Below are 16959 nucleotides of genomic sequence, written 5' to 3'. Positions count from 1 at the left end.
ATATTTTTGCGTCGGCCTCGCAGTTTCGCAACACTTCTGCGGCTAGTCTCCCGCGAGCCGCGTTTTCCTTGCAGCAGTTCCGTCCGCGTTCCTATAGTCGCCGACGTGCTTCTGCGGGGGCGTGAGGCGCGCCCGTTTTGTCCGAGCTCCGGTTTCGTTTATGTCCAGACCCGCCCCGATCCTTGCCCCGATCCCTGCCAAGAACCTCCTGCCGGGTTCCATCCCGCTCGCGCGCCCGGCCACCGGAGGCGGCACCGCGCATGCATGATCCCGCACATGCGCCCATGCCCTACCGCGCCGACATCGACGGTCTGCGCGCCGTGGCTGTCCTGTCGGTGGTGCTCTATCATTTCGGCCTGCCCTGGCTCGGCGGCGGCTTCACCGGCGTCGACGTGTTCTTCGTCATTTCCGGCTTCCTGATCGGCGGCATCCTCTGGCGCGAGTACGAGGCCGAGGGCAGGATCCGTCTCGGTGCCTTCTACCTGCGCCGCTTCCGCCGGCTCGCCCCGGCCTTCTTCCTCATGGCGCTGGTCACCGCGGCACTGAGCGCGGCGCTGCTGCTGCCCTTCGAGTTCCGCGAGTTCGGCAAGTCGCTGATCGCCGCCACGGTCTACCTGTCGAACGTGCTGTTCTTCCGGCAGGAAGGCTATTTCGACACCGGCGCAGAAACCAAGCCGCTGCTGCATACGTGGTCGCTGGCGGTCGAGGAACAGTTCTACATCTTCCTGCCGCTGCTGATCCTCGCGCTGGCGCGCAACCGCAGGCTGCTGCTGATGGCCCTGGTGACGATCTGGGCCGCCTCGCTCGCCTCGTCGATCCTCGCGACCCCCAGCCAGCCCGGTGCTGCTTTCTACCTCTTTCCCTTCCGCGCCTGGGAGCTGCTGTCCGGCGTGCTGCTGGCGATCTGGGGGCTGGAGACCGGCCGCGTCTGGCGGGGCCACCCGGTGCTGAGCTGGACCGGGTTGGCGTTGGTCCTTGGCGCGGCGGTGCTGGTGCCGGCCGGGCCGCTCTTTCCCGGCCTGCTGGCGATTGTTCCGGTACTCGGCGCGGCGCTGCTGATCGGCAGCGGCACCGGCGACAATCCGGTGAACCGTGCGCTGTCGCATCCCGCCGCCCTGTTCTTCGGGCGTATCTCCTACTCGCTCTACCTCTGGCACTGGCCGGTGCTGGTGCTCTCGCTCTACCTGCGCGGCGAATATGCGGGCCCGGCCGAGGCGCTGTGCTGGGCGGCGCTCTCGGTGGTGCTGGCCTGGCTGTCCTGGCGCTTCGTGGAAACCCCGATGCGCCGTGCCCGCCTGCCCGGAATCGCGGTCTTCGCGGGGACCGCGATGGCCTCTGCGGCAACGCTGGCCATCGGCGCCTGGCTCTACCTCGGCGACGGGCTGGCCGGGCGCTTCGGCCCCGCGGCACGCCCGCATATCGCCGCTTCGGCGGACTTCCTGCAGGACTGGAGCCGCTGCACCACGCCGTCTTCCGGCCCGCTGATGGGCATCGAGACCTGCCCGATCGGCCCCGAGGGGGCGCCGCAGGTGCTGGTCTGGGGGGACAGCCACGTCAGGGCCTTCAAGGAGGGGCTCGATCTTGCCGCCCATGAGGCCGGGGTACCCGGGCTGATCGTCTGGCGCGCCGGCTGCCCGCCGCTTTTCGGCCTGCGCAAGACCGAGAGCGCCGCCACCCCGGCGCAGGACCATGCCTGCACCCAGGCCAACCTGCAGATCCGCCAGGCGCTGCCCGCCCTGGAAGGTCTTCAGAGGATCGCGCTGATCGGCCGCTGGACCTATTACGCCCAGGGCTCCGGCATCGGGCTGGACGCGGGCAACACGATCACCCTGTTTCCCGCGGACGCCCCGACCCCGGCGGAGGCGCCGCAGTCGCAGATCGTCGCCGCGGCGGCGCGTGCCACGGTCGAAGACCTTCGGCAGACCGGCGTGCAGGTCATCGCCCTGCGCCAGCCGCCCGAGATCCCGAATTACGACAGCCGCCGCGCCGCGCGCGAGGCCGCGCATGCCGGTTGGCCGCTGGCGCAGACGCCGGTCACCGATCCCGACATGCCCCGCGCAGCCCTCGCCCAGCGGGTGAGCGAGGCAGAGGCGCCTTGGCGCGCCTTGGCCGAGGCGGGCGAGATCGCCTTCATCGACACCTGGCCGCGCTTCTGCGACGCAGAGGCGTGCCACGCGCTGCAGGGCGGAACCGGCTGGTACTTCGACAACAACCATATCACCAACACCGCGGCCCGCGCCCTGCGCGATCTCTTCGCCCCGGTCTTCGGCACCAAGGTGGCCGGACTGTGAGCCACCCGCTCAGCGACATGCACTGGGACGCGATCGTCATCGGCTCCGGCATCGGCGGCGGCACGCTGGGCCGGGCACTGGCCGAGTCGGGCCAGAAGGTGCTCTTTCTCGAACGCGGCCCCGCCGGGCAGCGCGCCGCGCGCAATGGGCTGTCCGAGATCTTCGTTCCCGAGGCCCGGCTGGCGCGGGGGCTCTGGCCGGAGCCGCTGCACGCCCGGGTGAACGGGGTCGAGTCCGCCTTCTACGCGCCGCTCGGTGCGGGACCGGGCGGCTCCTCGGTGTTTTACGCCGCGACGCTGGAACGGCCCGAGCGGCACGACCTCGACGATCTGCCGGACCTGCCCCACCCGTCCGGCGGCTGGCCCGTCGGCTTCGACGCCATGCGCCCCTGGTACGACCGCGCGAGCGCGCTCTACCGCCTCCATGGCACTCCCGACCCGCTCTCGCCCGAGCCCGCGCCGCCCCTGCACGAGCCGCCGCCATTCACCGCCACCGAAACCGCGTTGATGCGCGCGATGGAGGCGGGCGGCCTGCATCCCTACCACGCCCATACCGCCATCGACCGCACCGAAGACTGCCTCAACTGCCTCGGCAGCAAATGTCCTCGGACATGCAAGATGGACGGACGCTCCGCCGGAGTGGAACCGGCGCTGGCCACTGGCAACGCCATGCTGCTCGACCGGGCCGAGGTCACGCGTCTGCTGGGCAGCGACGAGCGGGTCGAGGGCGTCGAGGTTCGCCGCGACGGCGAGACCCATGTGTTCCGCGCCCGCAACTACGTGCTGGCCGCAGGTGCGCTGAACTCGCCGCGCATCCTGCTCGCCTCGGCCTGCGAGGCCTGGCCGGAGGGCGCGGCCAATGGCTCCGGGCTGGTGGGACGCAACCTGATGTTCCACCTCAACGAGATGTTTGCCCTCTGGCCGCCGCGCGGCACCCCTGACAGCGGCCCCACCAAGGCCATCTCGCTGCGCGATCTCTACCACGCCGGCGGCACCCGCATGGGCACGGTGCAGGCCATGGGGATCCGGGCGTCCTACGGCGAGATCACCTTCTACCTCAACCGGATGCTGGCCCGCTCGCGGCTCCGCCACCTGCCCGGCCTCGGCCAGCTCACCCGCCTGCCCGCCGCAGCGGCGGCGCAGGTGCTCGGCCATGCGCAGATCTTCGTCGGCCTGCTCGAGGACCTGCCCTACCGCGAAAACCGCGTGACCTACGATCCCGCCGAGCCGCACCGCCTGTCGGTGGACTACACGCTGCACCCGGAGTTGCTGACCCGCCGCCGCGCCTTCCGCAAGGCGATCTCGCGCGCGCTGAAGGGCCAGCGCCGCATGTTCCTCGGGCATGGCCCCGAGCTGAACTTCGGCCACCCCTCGGGCACACTGCGCTTCGGCACGGACCCCGGCACCTCGGTGCTGGACGCCGACTGTCGCACCCACGGGCTGCGAAACCTGCGGGTGGCCGACGCCTCCTTCATGCCCAGCTCGATGGGCGTGAACCCCAGCCTGACCATCGCCGCCAATGCCCTGCGCGTGGCGGACTCGATCCTCAAGGAGCGCGCCCCATGACCACGCTGACCCCCGAGGACGGCATCGCCGTGGTGACCGGCGCGGGCTCTGGCCTCGGCCGTGCCATGGCGCTCGAGCTGACCCGGCGCGGCTTCACCGTGGCCGGTCTCGGCCGCCGCCGCGCCGCGCTGGAGGAGACCCGCGCCGGCGCCGCGTCGGGACGCTTCCACCTCTACCCCGCCGATGTTGCGAACCCGGAGGAGGTCGCCGAGGCTTTTGCCCGCATCCGCTCCGAAAACGGCCCCGTCGCGCTGCTGATCAACAACGCCGCCAGCTACCCGCGCCGCGACATCCTCGATGAAAGCGTCGAGAGCTTCATGGAGACCGTGGCCACCAACCTCGGCGGCACCGTCGCCTGCAGCCGCGCCGCTCTCGAGGATATGGTCGAGAGCGGGCGCGGGCGGATCCTCAATGTCGCCACCTTCGCCGATCTCGCGCCGCTGCCCGCGTCCTCGGCCTATTCGGTGTCCAAGGGGGCGGCGCGCATCTTCACCCGCGCGCTGATCGCCGATCTTGCCGACCGCTTTCCCGGCATCGTCATCACCGACTGGATGCCCGGAATGCTGCGCACCGCGATGGGCATCCCTGACGGGCTGCCGCCCGAGCAGGCGGCCGCCTGGGGTGTCGCGCTGGCGCTGAACACCGATCCGGCGCTCACCGGCGCGACCTTCGAGATGGATCGCGAGATCCTGCCGCCGCGCGGCCTCAAGGGACAGCTCAAGGACATGGTGCTGATGCGCCGCCGCAGGCCGCGCCGGATCGCCCCCTAGGAGCGGAGCGTGAAGAAACGCAGCAGCAGCGCCCGCAGCGACTGCCCCGGCAGGATCGCGAGGCAGCTCAGGTAGCGCAGCCCCAGCCGCCGGGGATTGTTCACCGCCCGCCAGAGCCATTCCAGCGCCATCTTGCGCGCCCAGTCCGGCGCGCGCTTCTGAGTTCCGGCAAAGAAATCCAGACCGGCGCCGATCCCGGCAAAGCCCACGCGGGGTGCCAGCATGCGCCCCACCGCGCCGAAGATCTCCTGCTTGGGCGCGCCCAGCGCGACGAAGCACAGGCCCGCCCCCGAGGCCACGATCTCCTCGAAGACCGCCCGCCCCTCGGGGCCCTCCGGATCGAAGCCCATCGGCGGCGACACCATCGCCACCACGCTCAGGTCGCGCACCTCGCGTTCGAGGTAGCTGCGCGCGCGCGACAGGGTGACCGGGGTACTGCCGACGAGCGCGACGCCGATCCCCTGCTTGGCGGCGATGCGTGCCAGCGGCAGGATCGCGTCGGAGCCGGGGATGAGCTCGACCGGCCGTCCGGCGAGATGCGACAGCCAGACGATGGGATTGCCGTCGGCGACGACGAAATCCTGCGCCGCATAGGCGGCGCGGAACCGGACCGAATGGCGCAGCTTCACGAGGTGATCGAGATTTATGGTGGCAAGCGCGAAGCCCTGCCGCTGGGCGAGCCGTTCGGTCACCCGCGCCTGCAGCGCCGCCCACGTGGGCACCGTGATGGCGACCCGCTGGCCGCCAATCCGAAATTCCATGCGCGGATCCATCGGCGCGCGACATCCCCTTCTTCGCCCCGTCGCAGACTCTCGCTCAACGCCCCCGGCGATCCTAGCTGGCCGGGGCGATTTGCCCCAGACCGTGGCCGCGGTGCCGCACTCGCAGGACAAATGCCCGCCGCCGCCGCGAAAGCGCCGAAGAGACCTGCATACGGTCGAATTTCGGTCAAAGTCTTCTGGTCAGTGACGACCCGGAGCGCCCCCGGGCGTGCCGACAGTTTTTGCCCGTCCCGCAGTCAGGTATCGCGATGATCGCCCTCAGCATTTCCGGCCCCGCGCGCTGCCGTGGCGCGCTCCGCTCCGCGGCGGGCCCGCGATGACCGGAACCATCGCGCTTCTGGGCTGCGGCTTCGTGGCCGACCTCTACCTGCGCTCGCTGCACGCCATGCCGGGCATCTCGGTACATTCGGTGCACGATCGCGACGAGGCCCGTCTGTCGCGGTTCTGCGCCCATTGGCAACTGCGCGCAGATCCCGATCTCGAGAGCTTTCTTGCCGGCCTTCCCGAGGGCTGCATCGTGCTCAACCTGACCAACCCGGCCGCCCATTACACGCTGAACAAGGCGCTGCTCGAGGCCGGGCACCACGTCTATTGCGAAAAGCCCCTCGCGCTGGAATTGGGTCAGGCGAAGGCGCTGCACGCGCTGGCCGCCGAAAAGGGTCTGATGCTGGCCTCCGCCCCCTGCTCGGTGCTGGGCGAGGCGGCCCAGACGCTGGGCCATGCGCTGCGCAGCGGCGTGGCCGGCACGCCCCGCGCAATCTATGCCGAGCTGGATGACGGCTTCGTACCGCAAGCGCCCTACAAGGACTGGCACAGCGAGAGCGGCGCGCCCTGGCCCTTCGAGGACGAGTTCCGCACCGGTTGCACGCTGGAGCACGCGGGCTACTACCTCACCTGGCTGATCTCCTGGTTCGGATCGGTGCGCAAGGTGGTCGCCGCCTCGACCGAGGTGCTGCCCGACAAGGCCGGGCTCGGCCCCGCCGCGCCGGACCTTTCGGTGGCCACGCTGTTCTTCGAAAACGGGCCCGTCACCCGGCTCACCTGCTCGATCGTTGCCAGCCACGGCCACGGCATCCGCATCTTCGGCGACCGCGGCGTGCTCAGGTGCAAGGCATCTTGGGACAATGCCGCCAAGGTCCGCTTCGCAAGGCGCAGCGTGCTCCGCCGCCGGCTGGTCGAAAGCCCTTTCCCGCGTCGCCTCCGTCTGCCGCAGCCGACCCATCCCAAGGTGAAGCGCTGGGGCGCGGCGGCGATGAACTTCATGCTCGGCCCCGCCGAGATGCTGGAGGCACTGCGAGAAGGCCGCCCCTGCCGCCTGTCGCCCGACTTCGCGCTGCACCTGACCGAGGTGACGCTGGCGATCCAGAACGCCGGCGAAGACGCCGGCGCGCAGGTGATGACCACCCGCTGCGCCCCAATGGAGCCGATGCCATGGGCGAAATGAGGGGCACAGAGAGCGGCAAGGTGACCGATACGCCGCGCATCCTGCTGACCGGGGCAAATGGCTTCGTCGGCCGCGCGGTGCTGATCGAGGCCCGCGCCCAGGGACTGCGTGTTGTCGCCGTCACCCGCTCCGCCGCGCCGGGCAAGGTCCCGCAGATGAAGGGCGTCACCTGGCTCGAGGCCGATCTTTCCGACCCGACCTGCATCCCGCTTCTGCGCGAGGCCGCGCAGGGATGCTCTGCTGCGATCCACGCCGCCGCGCATCTGGGCGCCGATGAGGGCGCGGTGAGCGCCGGCACCATCGACGGCACGCGCCACCTGCTGGAGGCGCTAGAAGGCCTGCCGCTGCACCTCGTGCTGGTCAGCTCCATCGCGGTCTATGACACCGCCCGCCTGTCCCCCGGCGCCGAGGTCACCGAAACAACGCCGCTCGACACGCCGACCAGCGCCCGCGACGCCTATGTCGGCGGCAAGCTCGTGCAGGAAGAGCTCTGCCGCGACTCTGGCCTGCCGCTCTGGATCCTGCGCCCGGGTACGATTTTCGGCGAGGGACGGACGTGGAACGCCCATCTCGGCCCGGCGCTCGGGCCGGTGCTGATCCGGGTGGGCATGACCGGTGAGCTGCCGCTTGCCCATGTGTCGCATGTCGCGAAACGTCTGCTGCAGGCCGCGCAGCGTCGTCCCGAGGGCCCGCGCGTGGTCAACGTGATCGACCCGGATCGCCCCGACCGCACGCGCTTCCTGCGCGCCCATGCCGCCTCGGGGTGGCCGAAGCTGGTGCTGCCCCTACCCTGGCCGCTCTGGATGCTGGCCGCCCGGCTGCTCTCGCCCTTCGCCGCGGGCCTGCCCGGCCTGCTGCGGGTGCCGGCGCTCAAGGCCCGGATGATGCCGTTGCGCTATCCCGACCGGGGTCTTCTCGCGGCCCTCGGCCCGCTGCCGCAGGAGCGCTTCGGCGCGCTCATGGCGCGGTCCCTACGGGAGGGCACGGAATGAGCCTGCCCAAGCTGGCCTATCTCTCCGGCGAATATCCCCGCGCCTCGGACACTTTCATCCAGCGCGAGATCGCGGCCCTGCGCGACCTCGGCCACGAGGTGCTGACCTGCTCGATCCGCACCACCGGGGCCGAGCACCTCGTCGGCCCCGAGCAGCGCACCGAACACGCGCGGACCTTCAAGGTGCTGGACGCCTGCCGCGCGCCGCTGCGACTGCTGCGCGCCCATGCCCGCTGGATGCGCCAGCCCGGCCGCTACCTGCGTGCTCTGGCGCTGGCGTGGCGAACCGCGCCCAGGGGCCTGAAGGGACGCGCCTACAACCTGATCTACTTCGCCGAGGCCGGGGTGCTGGCGGATCACGTCGCCGCGCAGGGCGTTCAGCACCTGCACAACCACATCGCCAAGGCCTCCTGCACCGTCGCCATGCTGGCCTCGGAACTGTCGGGCATCCCCTACAGCTTCACCATCCACGGGCCGGACATCTTCTTCGAGCCGCATCACTGGCGGATCGACGAGAAAACCCGCCGTGCCAGCTTCGTCGCCTGCATCAGCGCCTTCTGCCGCGCGCAACTGATGTGCTTCGCAGAGCGGGCAGACTGGGACAAGCTTGAGATCATCCACTGCGGCATCGAGCCCGCGCGCTATGCGCCCTCGTCGCACGGAGGCCAGAGCCTGCTCTTCGTCGGCCGCCTCGCCGGGGTGAAGGGCGTGCCCGTGCTGCTGCGCGCCCTCGCAGACCTCGCCCCCCGCCATCCTGACCTTCGCCTGCGCCTCATCGGCGACGGGCCGGAGCGGGCGGCACTGGAGACGCTCGCGACCGAGCTGGGCCTCGCAGAGCGCTGCGAGTTCCTCGGCTACCGCTCGCAATCCGAGGTCGCCGAGGCGCTGAGTGCCGCCGACACCTTCGTATTGCCGAGCTTCGCCGAGGGCGTGCCCGTGGTGCTGATGGAAGCCATGGCGGCGCAGCTGCCCGTGGTGACCACCCGCATCGCCGGTGTGCCCGAGCTGGTCGAGCATGGCACCAGCGGCCTGCTGGTGCCGCCGGGAGAGGTGGACAAGCTCGCAGAAGCACTGGACACCCTGCTGACCGACCCGGCAAAACGCCGCGCCATGGGGGCCGCGGGCCGTGCCAAGGTCGCGGCCGATTTCGACATCGGAACCGAGGCGGCGAAACTCTCCGCCCTCTTCACCCGTGGCCCCGAGGCAGGCGCATGACCCCCGTCGATGTCGTGCTTATCGGCCGCAACGAGGGTGCGCGGCTGATCGCGGCGCTGGCCTCGGTGCAGGGTCAGGCCCGGCAGGTGGTCTATGTCGACAGCGGCTCCACCGACGGCAGCACATCCGAGGCGCAGAAGGCCGGAGCCAAGGTGATCGAGCTGGACCTCGCCTCCCCCTTCACCGCCGCCCGCGCCCGCAACGCGGGCTTCGCGGCGCTGGACGATCCGCAACTGGTGCAATTCATTGACGGCGACTGCACGCTGGTGCCCGGCTGGATCGACGCGGCGCGCACGCATCTCGAGCGCGCGCCCGGAACCGCCATGGTCACCGGCTGGCGCTCGGAGGTTCACCGCGACGCCAGCCTCTACAACCAGCTCTGCGACTTTGAATGGCGGCGCCCGGCCGGGGTCATCCTCGCCTGTGGCGGTGACATGATGGTGCGCGCCGGGGCCTTCGCCGAGGTCGGCGGCTTCGACCCCAAGGTGATCGCCGCCGAGGACGACGAGTTCTGCACCCGCCTGCGCAAGGCCGGATGGATGCTAGAACGCCTGCCGCACGAGATGACGCGCCACGACGCCGCGATGATCCGCTTCGGCCAATGGTGGCGCCGCGCGGTGCGCACCGGCCACGGCTTCGCACAGGTCGGCCACCTGCACCCCGAGTATTTCACCACAGAGCGCAAGCGGGCGCTGATCTACGCGCTGCTCCTGCCGATGCTGATCCTCCTGTGTGCCCTTCTCTTCTGGCCGTTCGCGATCGTCCCTCTGGCCGCCTACCCGCTCAACTGGGCCCGTACCGCGCAGGGCCTGCGCCGCGACGGCCTGCCCGCCCCCGAGGCGCGCCGCCACGCGCTGCTGCTCACCCTTTCGAAATTCCCCAACCTCATCGGCATGGCCACCTACCACTGGCGCCGGCTGAGGCAGGCACCCATGCGCCTGATCGAGTACAAGTAAGGAGCCTCCCATGCCGCAACCCATCCGCGTGGGCCTGATCGGGGCCGGCTATATCGCCAGCTGGCACGGTGATGCGCTGAAGGCCACGCCCGATGCACAGGTGACCGCCGTCTGCGACCTCTCGGAGCCCGCCGCCGAGGGGCTGGCCATGGCCTATGGCGCGGTGCCCTTCACCTCCGTCGAGGCGATGATCTCATCCGGGGCCTGCGACGCCGTGCACATCCTCACGCCGCCGCAACTGCACGCGGGGCTGGCGCAGCAATGCCTGAAGGCCGGGCTGCACGTGCTGGTGGAAAAGCCCGTCGCGGTGAGCCTAGACGAGACCCGCGCCATTGCCGAGACCGCCGAAGCATCGGGCAAGCGGTTCCACCCCGGCCACAACTTCCTCGGCCTTCCGTCTTACGTCCGGATGAAAGAGGCGCTGAACGCCGGGGCCTACGGCCGCGTCTCGCAGGCCGAGATCAGCTGGGCCCTGCCGCTGGCCCCGCTGCGCTCGGGACCCTTCAACCTCTGGCTTCTGCGCGAGCCGAAAAACCTGCTGCTGGAGCTGGGCCCGCACCCCTTCGCCTTTGCCGTCGACCTCTTCGGCCCGCTGGAGGTGCTGCACGCGGAGGCCACCAAGCCCACGCCCCTGCCCGGCGACGACATGCGCCCGCAGGGCTTCCGCATCCTCGCCCGCGCCAGTGGCGTCGAGATCACCTTCCACCTGTCGATGGTCGAGACGGTGGACGACCGGTCGCTCACCCTGCGCGGCTCTTCGGGGCGGGCGCGGCTCGACTATGCCGCCGACACGCTGGTGGTGGACCGCGAGAACGCCTCGGACCTGATCATGAACCCGCTGAGACGACAACTGGACCTCGGCTGGCAACACCTGCGCGAAGGCATCCGCAACGCCGCCGTGCAAACCGTCTCGCTGAACCAGAAGGGCCCCTATGCCCAGAGCTTCCGCGGCATGATGGCGGCCGTCTACGGCCCGCTCGCCGCCGGCCAGCCGCAGGACAGCCGCTTCACGGCAACAAGCGCGATCGCGGTGATGCAGGCGCTCGAGGATGCCATCGCAAAGCTGCCGCCCGAGGTGCTGGCGGTGGCCGCGCCCGCCGTGCAGCACCGACAGCCCAAGCCCACCGCCATGGTGATCGGTGGCACCGGCTTCATCGGCCGCGCCCTGACCCGGCGGCTGGTGGCCGAGGGTCAGGACGTGCGCGTGCTCTCGCGCGGGCGCCAAGGCCCCTTCCCCGACCTGCCGGACCAGGTGGAAACGGTCGGCGTGTCGCTGCACGACCTCGAGGCGCTGACCGAGGCGATGCAGGGCATCGAGGTGGTCTACAACCTCGCCCGCTCGCTGGAAGACACCTGGGCCGGAGCGCTGGCCAACGATGTCGGCGTAAGTACCCGCATCGCCATGGCTTGCGAGGCCGCAGGCGTGCAGCGGCTGGTCTACACCGGCACCATCGCCAGCTACGACATGTCCGATCCCGAGGTACAGATCACTGAGGAAACCCGCTTCCCCGCGGACATGACGGACCGCAACCTCTACGCCCGCTCCAAGGCCGAATGCGAGCGCCAGCTGATGAAGCTGCACGCCGAGCGCGGCCTGCCGGTGACCATCGCCCGGCCCGGCATCGTCGTGGGCCATGGCGGGCCGCTGCAGCACTGGGGCATCGGGCGTTGGCACGGCGCGGGCGCGGTGCGCATCTGGGGGCCGGGCCACAATATCCTGCCCTTCGTGCTGATCGACGACGTGGCCGATGGGCTGATCCGCATGGGCCGGGACCCGGCGGCGGTTGGCCAGAGCTTCAACCTCGTGGGCGAGCCGATGCTCACCGCGCGCGGCTATTTCGACGCCATCGAAGAGGCGCTCGGCGCGCGCCTGCGTGTCAGCTCGGGCAACCTCAACGTCTTCTACGCCAGCGACGCGGTGAAATACGGGCTGAAGAAATACGCGCTGCGCAAGCGCGGCCTCGTGCGTCCCTCGCTCGCCGACTGGAAGAGCCGCGCGCATTTCTCGCCCTTCGTGAACGACAAGCCGAAAAGAATGCTCGGGTGGCAACCGGAAACCGACCGCGCGCGTTTCATCGAGAAGGCCATCACCGAGGCGAATCTGTTCGGCTTCTAGGCGAAAACTCTGGGAATTGACCGGCTCGTGCCCGCCACGAGTCGTGAACAATCCTCAAATTTCGACCTTATTCTTGACCGAATCTCGTGGTGTCCTGACGCCGAATGTAAAGATTGTGTGCGGAACCCGCGCCGTGGCATGGCCCCGCGCGACAGCCCCGCGAAGAGGCGGTAATCTTGGAGGGTCGGAGGCCGGGAGGCCGCCGTCGACAGGACCGCCGGTACGGTGCCCACCTTCCGGGTGCGGAGAGACGAGTATGGTAGAACGCCGAAAATTCAGCCGTCGCAAGCGGGCTGAGGAATTGCCGGAGGATCCGCCGATCCTGCCGCTGGAGCGCCGCGAGGAGAGGCTCGCCCGACGCCGCGCCGACCGCGAGGCCGAAGAGGCTCGCGCCGCCGAGCAGCGCCGCGCCGAGCAGCAACGGCTCGAGGACCAGCGCCTCGAAGAACGCCGCCTCGAAGAGCATCGGGCAGAGATGGACACGGCCCGCCGCCAGCTTGCCGCCGCGCGTCCCCGCGCCGCCGCAGCCGTGGCCGCACCGGTCAATGCGTCGGCAGCCCCCGCACATCCTGCGCCCGAAACCGCGCCTGCCTTTCGCCGCCCGATCACCCATCGCACCGCGCCGCAGGCCGAGGCGCTCTGGGATCGCCTGCCGGTTTTCGAGATCGACACCGACCATCTCGAGCGCAGCCGCATCATCACCGCCAGCCGCGAGGACCCGGCCCATACCGCCTTTGACGTGCTGCGCACCCGGCTGACCCAGGCGCTGGCCGAGAACGGCTGGACCCGCGTCGGCATCACCTCGCCCAGCAAGGGCTGCGGCAAGACCTTCACCGCCGCCAACCTCGCGATCTCGCTGTCGCGGCAGGAAGGATTGCGGGCGCTGCTGATGGACCTCGACCTGCGCAACCCGTCGCTGCACAAGGTCATGGGGGTCCGCACCCCGGGCGCCATGGGCGCGCTGCTGCGCGGGGTGGTCTCGCCCGAGGCACATCTGATGCGCATGGGCGAGAACCGCATCCACGCGGGGCACAACATCGCCTTCGGCTTCAACGAGGTGGTCGAACCCTATGCCGCCGAGCTGCTGAACGCCCCCGCCACCGCCGAGGTGGTCACCGCGATCGAATCCCGGCTGCAGCCGGACGTCATGCTCTTCGACCTGCCCCCGGCGCTTTACTACGACGATGTGCTGGCCTTCCGGCCGCAGATCGACGGGGTCCTGCTGGTGGTCGGCGGCGGGCTGACGACGGAGCGGGAAATCCGCGAGGTCGAACGCCGGCTCGGCGCCAACACGCCCCTGCTCGGTATGGTCCTCAACAAGGCCGAAGGCACGGAGCTCAAGAAGTACCAATACTGAGAAAGTCGGCCCGGGCCGGGCTGTATGCGATACCTGGCGCGCGGGTGCTCGACGAAGCCACCGCAATGACCGCCACGAGCCCTTTCGCGACATTCGGTAGTATGCCGCCTGGCCAGAAGGACCGGGCGGCAACCAGATCAGCTCTTGAATGCCGAAACCAACAGCATCATCGGCCGTTCCTTCTCTTCGGCCAGCCCCGGCATGGCCTCGATCTGATCCGGCGTCGGTGCGAATTCCTCGATCCGGCGCAGCGTGAAGCCCGCGCCAAGCAGGGTGTTGACCGTGGTCGCCAGTGTCCGGTGATGCTTCAATACACCCTCGGCGAACCAGTCGGTGCGACGTTCGCCCTCCCTCGAATAACCGTTGACGGGCCAAGTTTTACGTCCGCCCTCGTCCTTGATCCAATGCGGATGGGCTGCGGCCATAAAGATCGGGTGTTCTATGGTAAAGACCAGATCGCCACCGGGCGACAGAGCGCGGTGGATCGCCCGCATAAGCCGTCCAAAATCCTGTACGTAGTGGAAGGTCAGCGCACTATAAACCAGATCGAACGCGGCTTCCGGAAGGTCGAGCGTGTCGAGATCGGCAATGCGATAGTCGATGGCGGCATCGTCAGTGCCGGCCTGTGCTCGGTCGACCATGTTCCGCGACAGATCAAGCCCAAGAACTGAGGCTGCACCGTTCTCGCGGAACCAACGGGATGCCCAACCGAAGCCGCAGCCCAGATCAGCCACGCTCTTGCCTGTGACGTCCGGCAGCAACGCGCGGATGGCGGGCCATTCCGGCGCACCATCTAGCCCTTGCACCTGCCGGGGAAGCTGGCTGTAGCCAGCAAAAAAATCGGGATCGTCGTAGATATTCTGTGCCATGTGTGTCTCCAGAGAAAAGGGAGGACGAGGCACGTTTTCCACGCCATAGCACCTCGTCCAAAAAGGCGAGGCCGAGGCTGGCAATCGGCAAGGTCAGGTCGCGTGATTGTCTTCCCGGCATCCCGCTAAGGGGAAGCCGGCCGGCCGGGCGACTATGTGGATGTCCTTCTCAACCATGCGGGCGTTATCGTCCGTGAGGCAGAAAAAGTCAATTTGACCGCCCTCGCGAAGGGCCGGAGTGTCCGCCTAGCCGTCCTTCATTGCGGAAAACTCCCGAAGATTTCTTCGAGAGCCGCTCTTCAACCTGGTGATGTGGCTACGCCGCAATGAGCCCGAGACGGCACTACTTGTTGCACGTGCTCCGGGTCCGCCTTTCCGTTCCTCCAGGGCCGGCGACGATCCCGACCCGCACTCATGCCCCGACGCGCGGCAGGAAGCGTTCGATCAGCGGCAGCCTGTCGCCCAGCACCCGCATCACGCCGAAGATCAGCGCCGCGGCGGCCAGCACCAGAGCGAGGATGCCAAGACCCCGGCCCCGCCGGTCGCGGCGGGTCTTCACCGGGGGAATCGCGACCACCGGCTGGATGCCCAGCACCCGCTCCATCTGCGCCGCGCTGCGCAGCGCGGGGTTCATCATCTCGGCGGCAAAGGCGGACATCAGACCGGCGATCAGGCTCGCAACGGCACCCACCGCCACCAGCTTGCGGCGGCTCTTGGAGCCGGAGACCTCAGGGACCAGCGCCGTCTCGAGGACCTCAAAGCGATCCGACTGCTGACGGTCTTCGAGCATCTGCCCCATTTCGGCGTCGGCCTTGCGGCGGGTGATCACGCTGTACTGATCCTGCAACTGGGTGCGCTCGCGCTCCAGCCCGCTGAGCTCGCGCTCGACCTCGGGTGCCTGGCGGATGGTGTCCTCCAGCGAGGTGACGCGCGCCCCGATCAGCTGCTTCTGTTCTTGCAGCAGCGCCAGCTGACGCGCCTGCACATCTTCGCGCTGACGGGCGGAATTGGCCTGCAGGGCGACGATGTCGCGATCCAGTTCCAGCTTGTTGTCCTCCAGCGTTGCCAGCTGGTCGCGCATTGCCGCCAGGCCCGACGGCAACGCCTCGGAGTTCTGTGTCTTGAAGTCGGCGATGCGGGCATCCATCGCCTCGATCTCGGCCTCCACCCGGGCCGCTTCGGCCTCGAAGAAAGAGAGCGCATCGCGGGCGCGGGTCTCGCTGCGGCTGCGCGACAGCTCGATCACCGAGTCCATGAGCTCGTTCGCCACGTCCGCGGCCTTCTGCGGATCGTCGAGTTCGACGGTGATCATCAAACCGGACGGCGCGCTCTGCGGGCCGAAGCCGGCACTGATGTCGCGGATCTCCTCGATCGACGCGGACTTGCGCATCTGGAACACGCGCTGGGTCATCGGCATCGCCGGATCGGCGGTGAACAGGTCGTGCTTCTGCATGATCCGCACGAGGTTGTCGCGCGACATGATCCGCTGCTCGATCAGCTGCACCCGGCGCGAGGCATCCTCTGCCGCGCTGGTCGGGCTGGTGGGATTGGGGGCGACCTGCGCCTCCTCGATCTGCACCACGGCCGTCGCCTCATAGAGCTTGGTCTGGTTAAGCGCGAAGAGGACGGAGATTCCCGTGCCGACCACGAAGATCAGGAAGATGAGCCCGAAGCGGCGGCGCAATGCGGAGAGCACCTCGGAAAACGACTGGAACTGGTTCACAAATACACTCCCGCAAAGGCCCCCAATGCGTTCGGAAAGCGACGCTCCTGCACCCGGCCAATTTGGGGTTGAGACCGGAAACAGACGCGCCGTTTTCATGTCAAAGTGTAACCTATGCGCCCAGTTTACGCCATGTTCATGCACGGCATTTCGGGAAACACTTCGTGTCCGGAACCGCAATCAGGAACACATTTAAGTCATATTGTGGGGTATTTTTATCTCTTATGCGTGAGGAATGGCGCATAAGGACAGGATGAGGTCAAATTTGGCGATCTGGAGCATCGGAAGTCGTGCGCCTTTTCCCAGCCCAATTTCCGCCACCATTTGCATCTCGCCAAATGGCAGACGCGATTCCATCGCCTCGAAGCCGAAGAGCGCCCCGGTCAGCGGGTATTGCGCCTTGTAGGCGGCTTCCTTGGCGCTGAAGATCCGCACCGCCGCCTGCGAGAAGGGCATGGGCGAAAGCCGCGCCAGCTCGGTGATCGAGGTGATCGCCGGGATCAGGTCGGATCTCATCGGGCGGTCGAGTTCGAGGTCGATGCCCAGAGCGCGCCAGTCGCGGGCCCGCGCCGCCATTGCAAGGCAGAGCCCGCCGGTGTGCGTGATGCTTGCAACCACCCCCTCGGGCCAGATCGGCGAACGGTCTTTCGCCTTAAGGATCGGGCCACCGCTCAGCCCGAGCTGGCGCAGCGCCGCGCGCGCGGCGAGCCGTCCCCCGGCAAATTCCGCCTGCCGCTTCGGCACCGCATTGGAAATGGCGGCACGCTCTTCGGGATGGAGCTCGGAGAGATCCGCCACCGGCTCCGAGACCGCCCAGACCACGCCCTCCGGCAGCGGCGCCCGACTCAGCAGGTCGCGGAGATCCTCGGGACCCGCCACG

The 16959-nt window shown here is 69.0% G+C and carries 13 protein-coding genes; 9 read left to right on the top strand and 4 right to left on the bottom strand.

Going from position 1 to position 16959, the window contains the following annotated elements; genetic code table 11:
- Positions 1-260: 260 nt before the first annotated feature.
- The 3 genes from BM397_RS15965 to BM397_RS15955 are packed head-to-tail and all read left to right on the top strand — an operon-like array spanning position 261 to position 4626.
- Positions 261-2291, top strand: coding sequence for an acyltransferase family protein (locus BM397_RS15965; RefSeq protein WP_176806695.1), 2031 nt, complete (start codon positions 261-263; stop codon positions 2289-2291).
- Positions 2288-3856 carry a GMC oxidoreductase gene (locus tag BM397_RS15960; protein WP_425425943.1) on the top strand — a complete coding sequence of 523 codons (1569 nt, stop codon included), beginning with the start codon at positions 2288-2290 and terminating at the stop codon, positions 3854-3856. Before BM397_RS15965 ends, BM397_RS15960 begins: the two co-directional genes overlap by 4 nt.
- Complete coding sequence (locus BM397_RS15955; protein WP_092425858.1) at positions 3853-4626, top strand: SDR family oxidoreductase; 774 nt, start codon at positions 3853-3855, stop codon at positions 4624-4626. Before BM397_RS15960 ends, BM397_RS15955 begins: the two co-directional genes overlap by 4 nt.
- Here BM397_RS15955 and BM397_RS15950 read toward each other — a convergent pair.
- Entirely contained in the window at positions 4623-5387 is a 765-nt protein-coding gene (locus tag BM397_RS15950) for a WecB/TagA/CpsF family glycosyltransferase (protein WP_092426222.1), read from the bottom strand. The genes BM397_RS15955 and BM397_RS15950 overlap by 4 nt on opposite strands.
- Before the next feature lie 337 nt (positions 5388-5724).
- Here BM397_RS15950 and BM397_RS15945 point away from each other — a divergent pair, with 337 nt between their 5' ends.
- From BM397_RS15945 to BM397_RS15920, 6 genes are all read left to right on the top strand, one after another.
- Complete coding sequence (locus BM397_RS15945) at positions 5725-6852, top strand: Gfo/Idh/MocA family protein (RefSeq protein WP_092425855.1); 1128 nt, start codon at positions 5725-5727, stop codon at positions 6850-6852.
- Positions 6840-7844: an NAD-dependent epimerase/dehydratase family protein gene (locus BM397_RS15940; RefSeq protein WP_092425853.1), complete on the top strand. Its 1005-nt coding sequence runs from the start codon at positions 6840-6842 to the stop codon at positions 7842-7844. Before BM397_RS15945 ends, BM397_RS15940 begins: the two co-directional genes overlap by 13 nt.
- On the top strand, positions 7841-9058 hold the full coding sequence (locus tag BM397_RS15935) for a glycosyltransferase (RefSeq protein ID WP_092425851.1): 1218 nt from the start codon (positions 7841-7843) through the stop codon (positions 9056-9058). Before BM397_RS15940 ends, BM397_RS15935 begins: the two co-directional genes overlap by 4 nt.
- On the top strand, positions 9055-10014 hold the full coding sequence (locus tag BM397_RS15930; RefSeq protein WP_092425849.1) for a glycosyltransferase family 2 protein: 960 nt from the start codon (positions 9055-9057) through the stop codon (positions 10012-10014). The genes BM397_RS15935 and BM397_RS15930 overlap by 4 nt, the downstream gene beginning before the upstream one ends.
- 10 nt (positions 10015-10024) lie before the next feature.
- The gene (locus BM397_RS15925) at positions 10025-12130 is read left to right on the top strand and encodes an NAD-dependent epimerase/dehydratase family protein (protein WP_092425847.1); all 2106 of its coding nucleotides are present in this window, start codon (positions 10025-10027) and stop codon (positions 12128-12130) included.
- A gap of 256 nt (positions 12131-12386) precedes the next feature.
- Positions 12387-13487 carry a nucleotide-binding protein gene (locus tag BM397_RS15920; protein ID WP_092425845.1) on the top strand — a complete coding sequence of 367 codons (1101 nt, stop codon included), beginning with the start codon at positions 12387-12389 and terminating at the stop codon, positions 13485-13487.
- Positions 13488-13624: 137 nt separating this feature from the next.
- Here BM397_RS15920 and BM397_RS15915 read toward each other — a convergent pair whose 3' ends face one another.
- The 3 genes from BM397_RS15915 to BM397_RS15905 all read right to left on the bottom strand — a co-directional run bounded on the left by BM397_RS15915 (position 13625) and on the right by BM397_RS15905 (position 16958).
- On the bottom strand, positions 13625-14356 hold the full coding sequence (locus BM397_RS15915; protein ID WP_092425843.1) for a class I SAM-dependent methyltransferase: 732 nt from the start codon (positions 14354-14356) through the stop codon (positions 13625-13627).
- Positions 14357-14768: 412 nt separating this feature from the next.
- Positions 14769-16079 (bottom strand): GumC family protein, encoded by a 1311-nt coding sequence (locus BM397_RS15910; protein WP_092425840.1) that lies wholly within the window; start codon positions 16077-16079, stop codon positions 14769-14771.
- Between the two features lie 222 nt (positions 16080-16301).
- Positions 16302-16958, bottom strand: a complete 657-nt coding sequence (locus BM397_RS15905; protein WP_245696102.1) for a 4'-phosphopantetheinyl transferase family protein — start codon at positions 16956-16958, stop codon at positions 16302-16304.
- Position 16959 lies beyond the last annotated feature (1 nt).

Source organism: Alloyangia pacifica (genome assembly GCF_900116195.1).
Taxonomy (GTDB): Bacteria; Pseudomonadota; Alphaproteobacteria; order Rhodobacterales; family Rhodobacteraceae; genus Salipiger; species Salipiger pacificus.
Note: the sequence above shows the minus strand (reverse complement) of the source record. Positions and strands in the feature narration are given on the sequence as shown.

What these genes read in the sequence shown, in the direction of transcription:
- BM397_RS15955 (WP_092425858.1), top strand. Translation starts at nt 3,853, where the DNA reads ATGACCACGCTGACCCCCGAGGACGGCATCGCCGTGGTGACCGGCGCG.
- BM397_RS15935 (WP_092425851.1), top strand. Translation starts at nt 7,841, where the DNA reads ATGAGCCTGCCCAAGCTGGCCTATCTCTCCGGCGAATATCCCCGCGCC.
- BM397_RS15930 (WP_092425849.1), top strand. Translation starts at nt 9,055, where the DNA reads ATGACCCCCGTCGATGTCGTGCTTATCGGCCGCAACGAGGGTGCGCGG.
- BM397_RS15945 (WP_092425855.1), top strand. Translation starts at nt 5,725, where the DNA reads ATGACCGGAACCATCGCGCTTCTGGGCTGCGGCTTCGTGGCCGACCTC.
- BM397_RS15965 (WP_176806695.1), top strand. Translation starts at nt 261, where the DNA reads ATGCATGATCCCGCACATGCGCCCATGCCCTACCGCGCCGACATCGAC.
- BM397_RS15915 (WP_092425843.1), bottom strand. Translation starts at nt 14,356, where the DNA reads ATGGCACAGAATATCTACGACGATCCCGATTTTTTTGCTGGCTACAGC.
- BM397_RS15925 (WP_092425847.1), top strand. Translation starts at nt 10,025, where the DNA reads ATGCCGCAACCCATCCGCGTGGGCCTGATCGGGGCCGGCTATATCGCC.
- BM397_RS15950 (WP_092426222.1), bottom strand. Translation starts at nt 5,387, where the DNA reads ATGGAATTTCGGATTGGCGGCCAGCGGGTCGCCATCACGGTGCCCACG.
- BM397_RS15920 (WP_092425845.1), top strand. Translation starts at nt 12,387, where the DNA reads ATGGTAGAACGCCGAAAATTCAGCCGTCGCAAGCGGGCTGAGGAATTG.
- BM397_RS15940 (WP_092425853.1), top strand. Translation starts at nt 6,840, where the DNA reads ATGGGCGAAATGAGGGGCACAGAGAGCGGCAAGGTGACCGATACGCCG.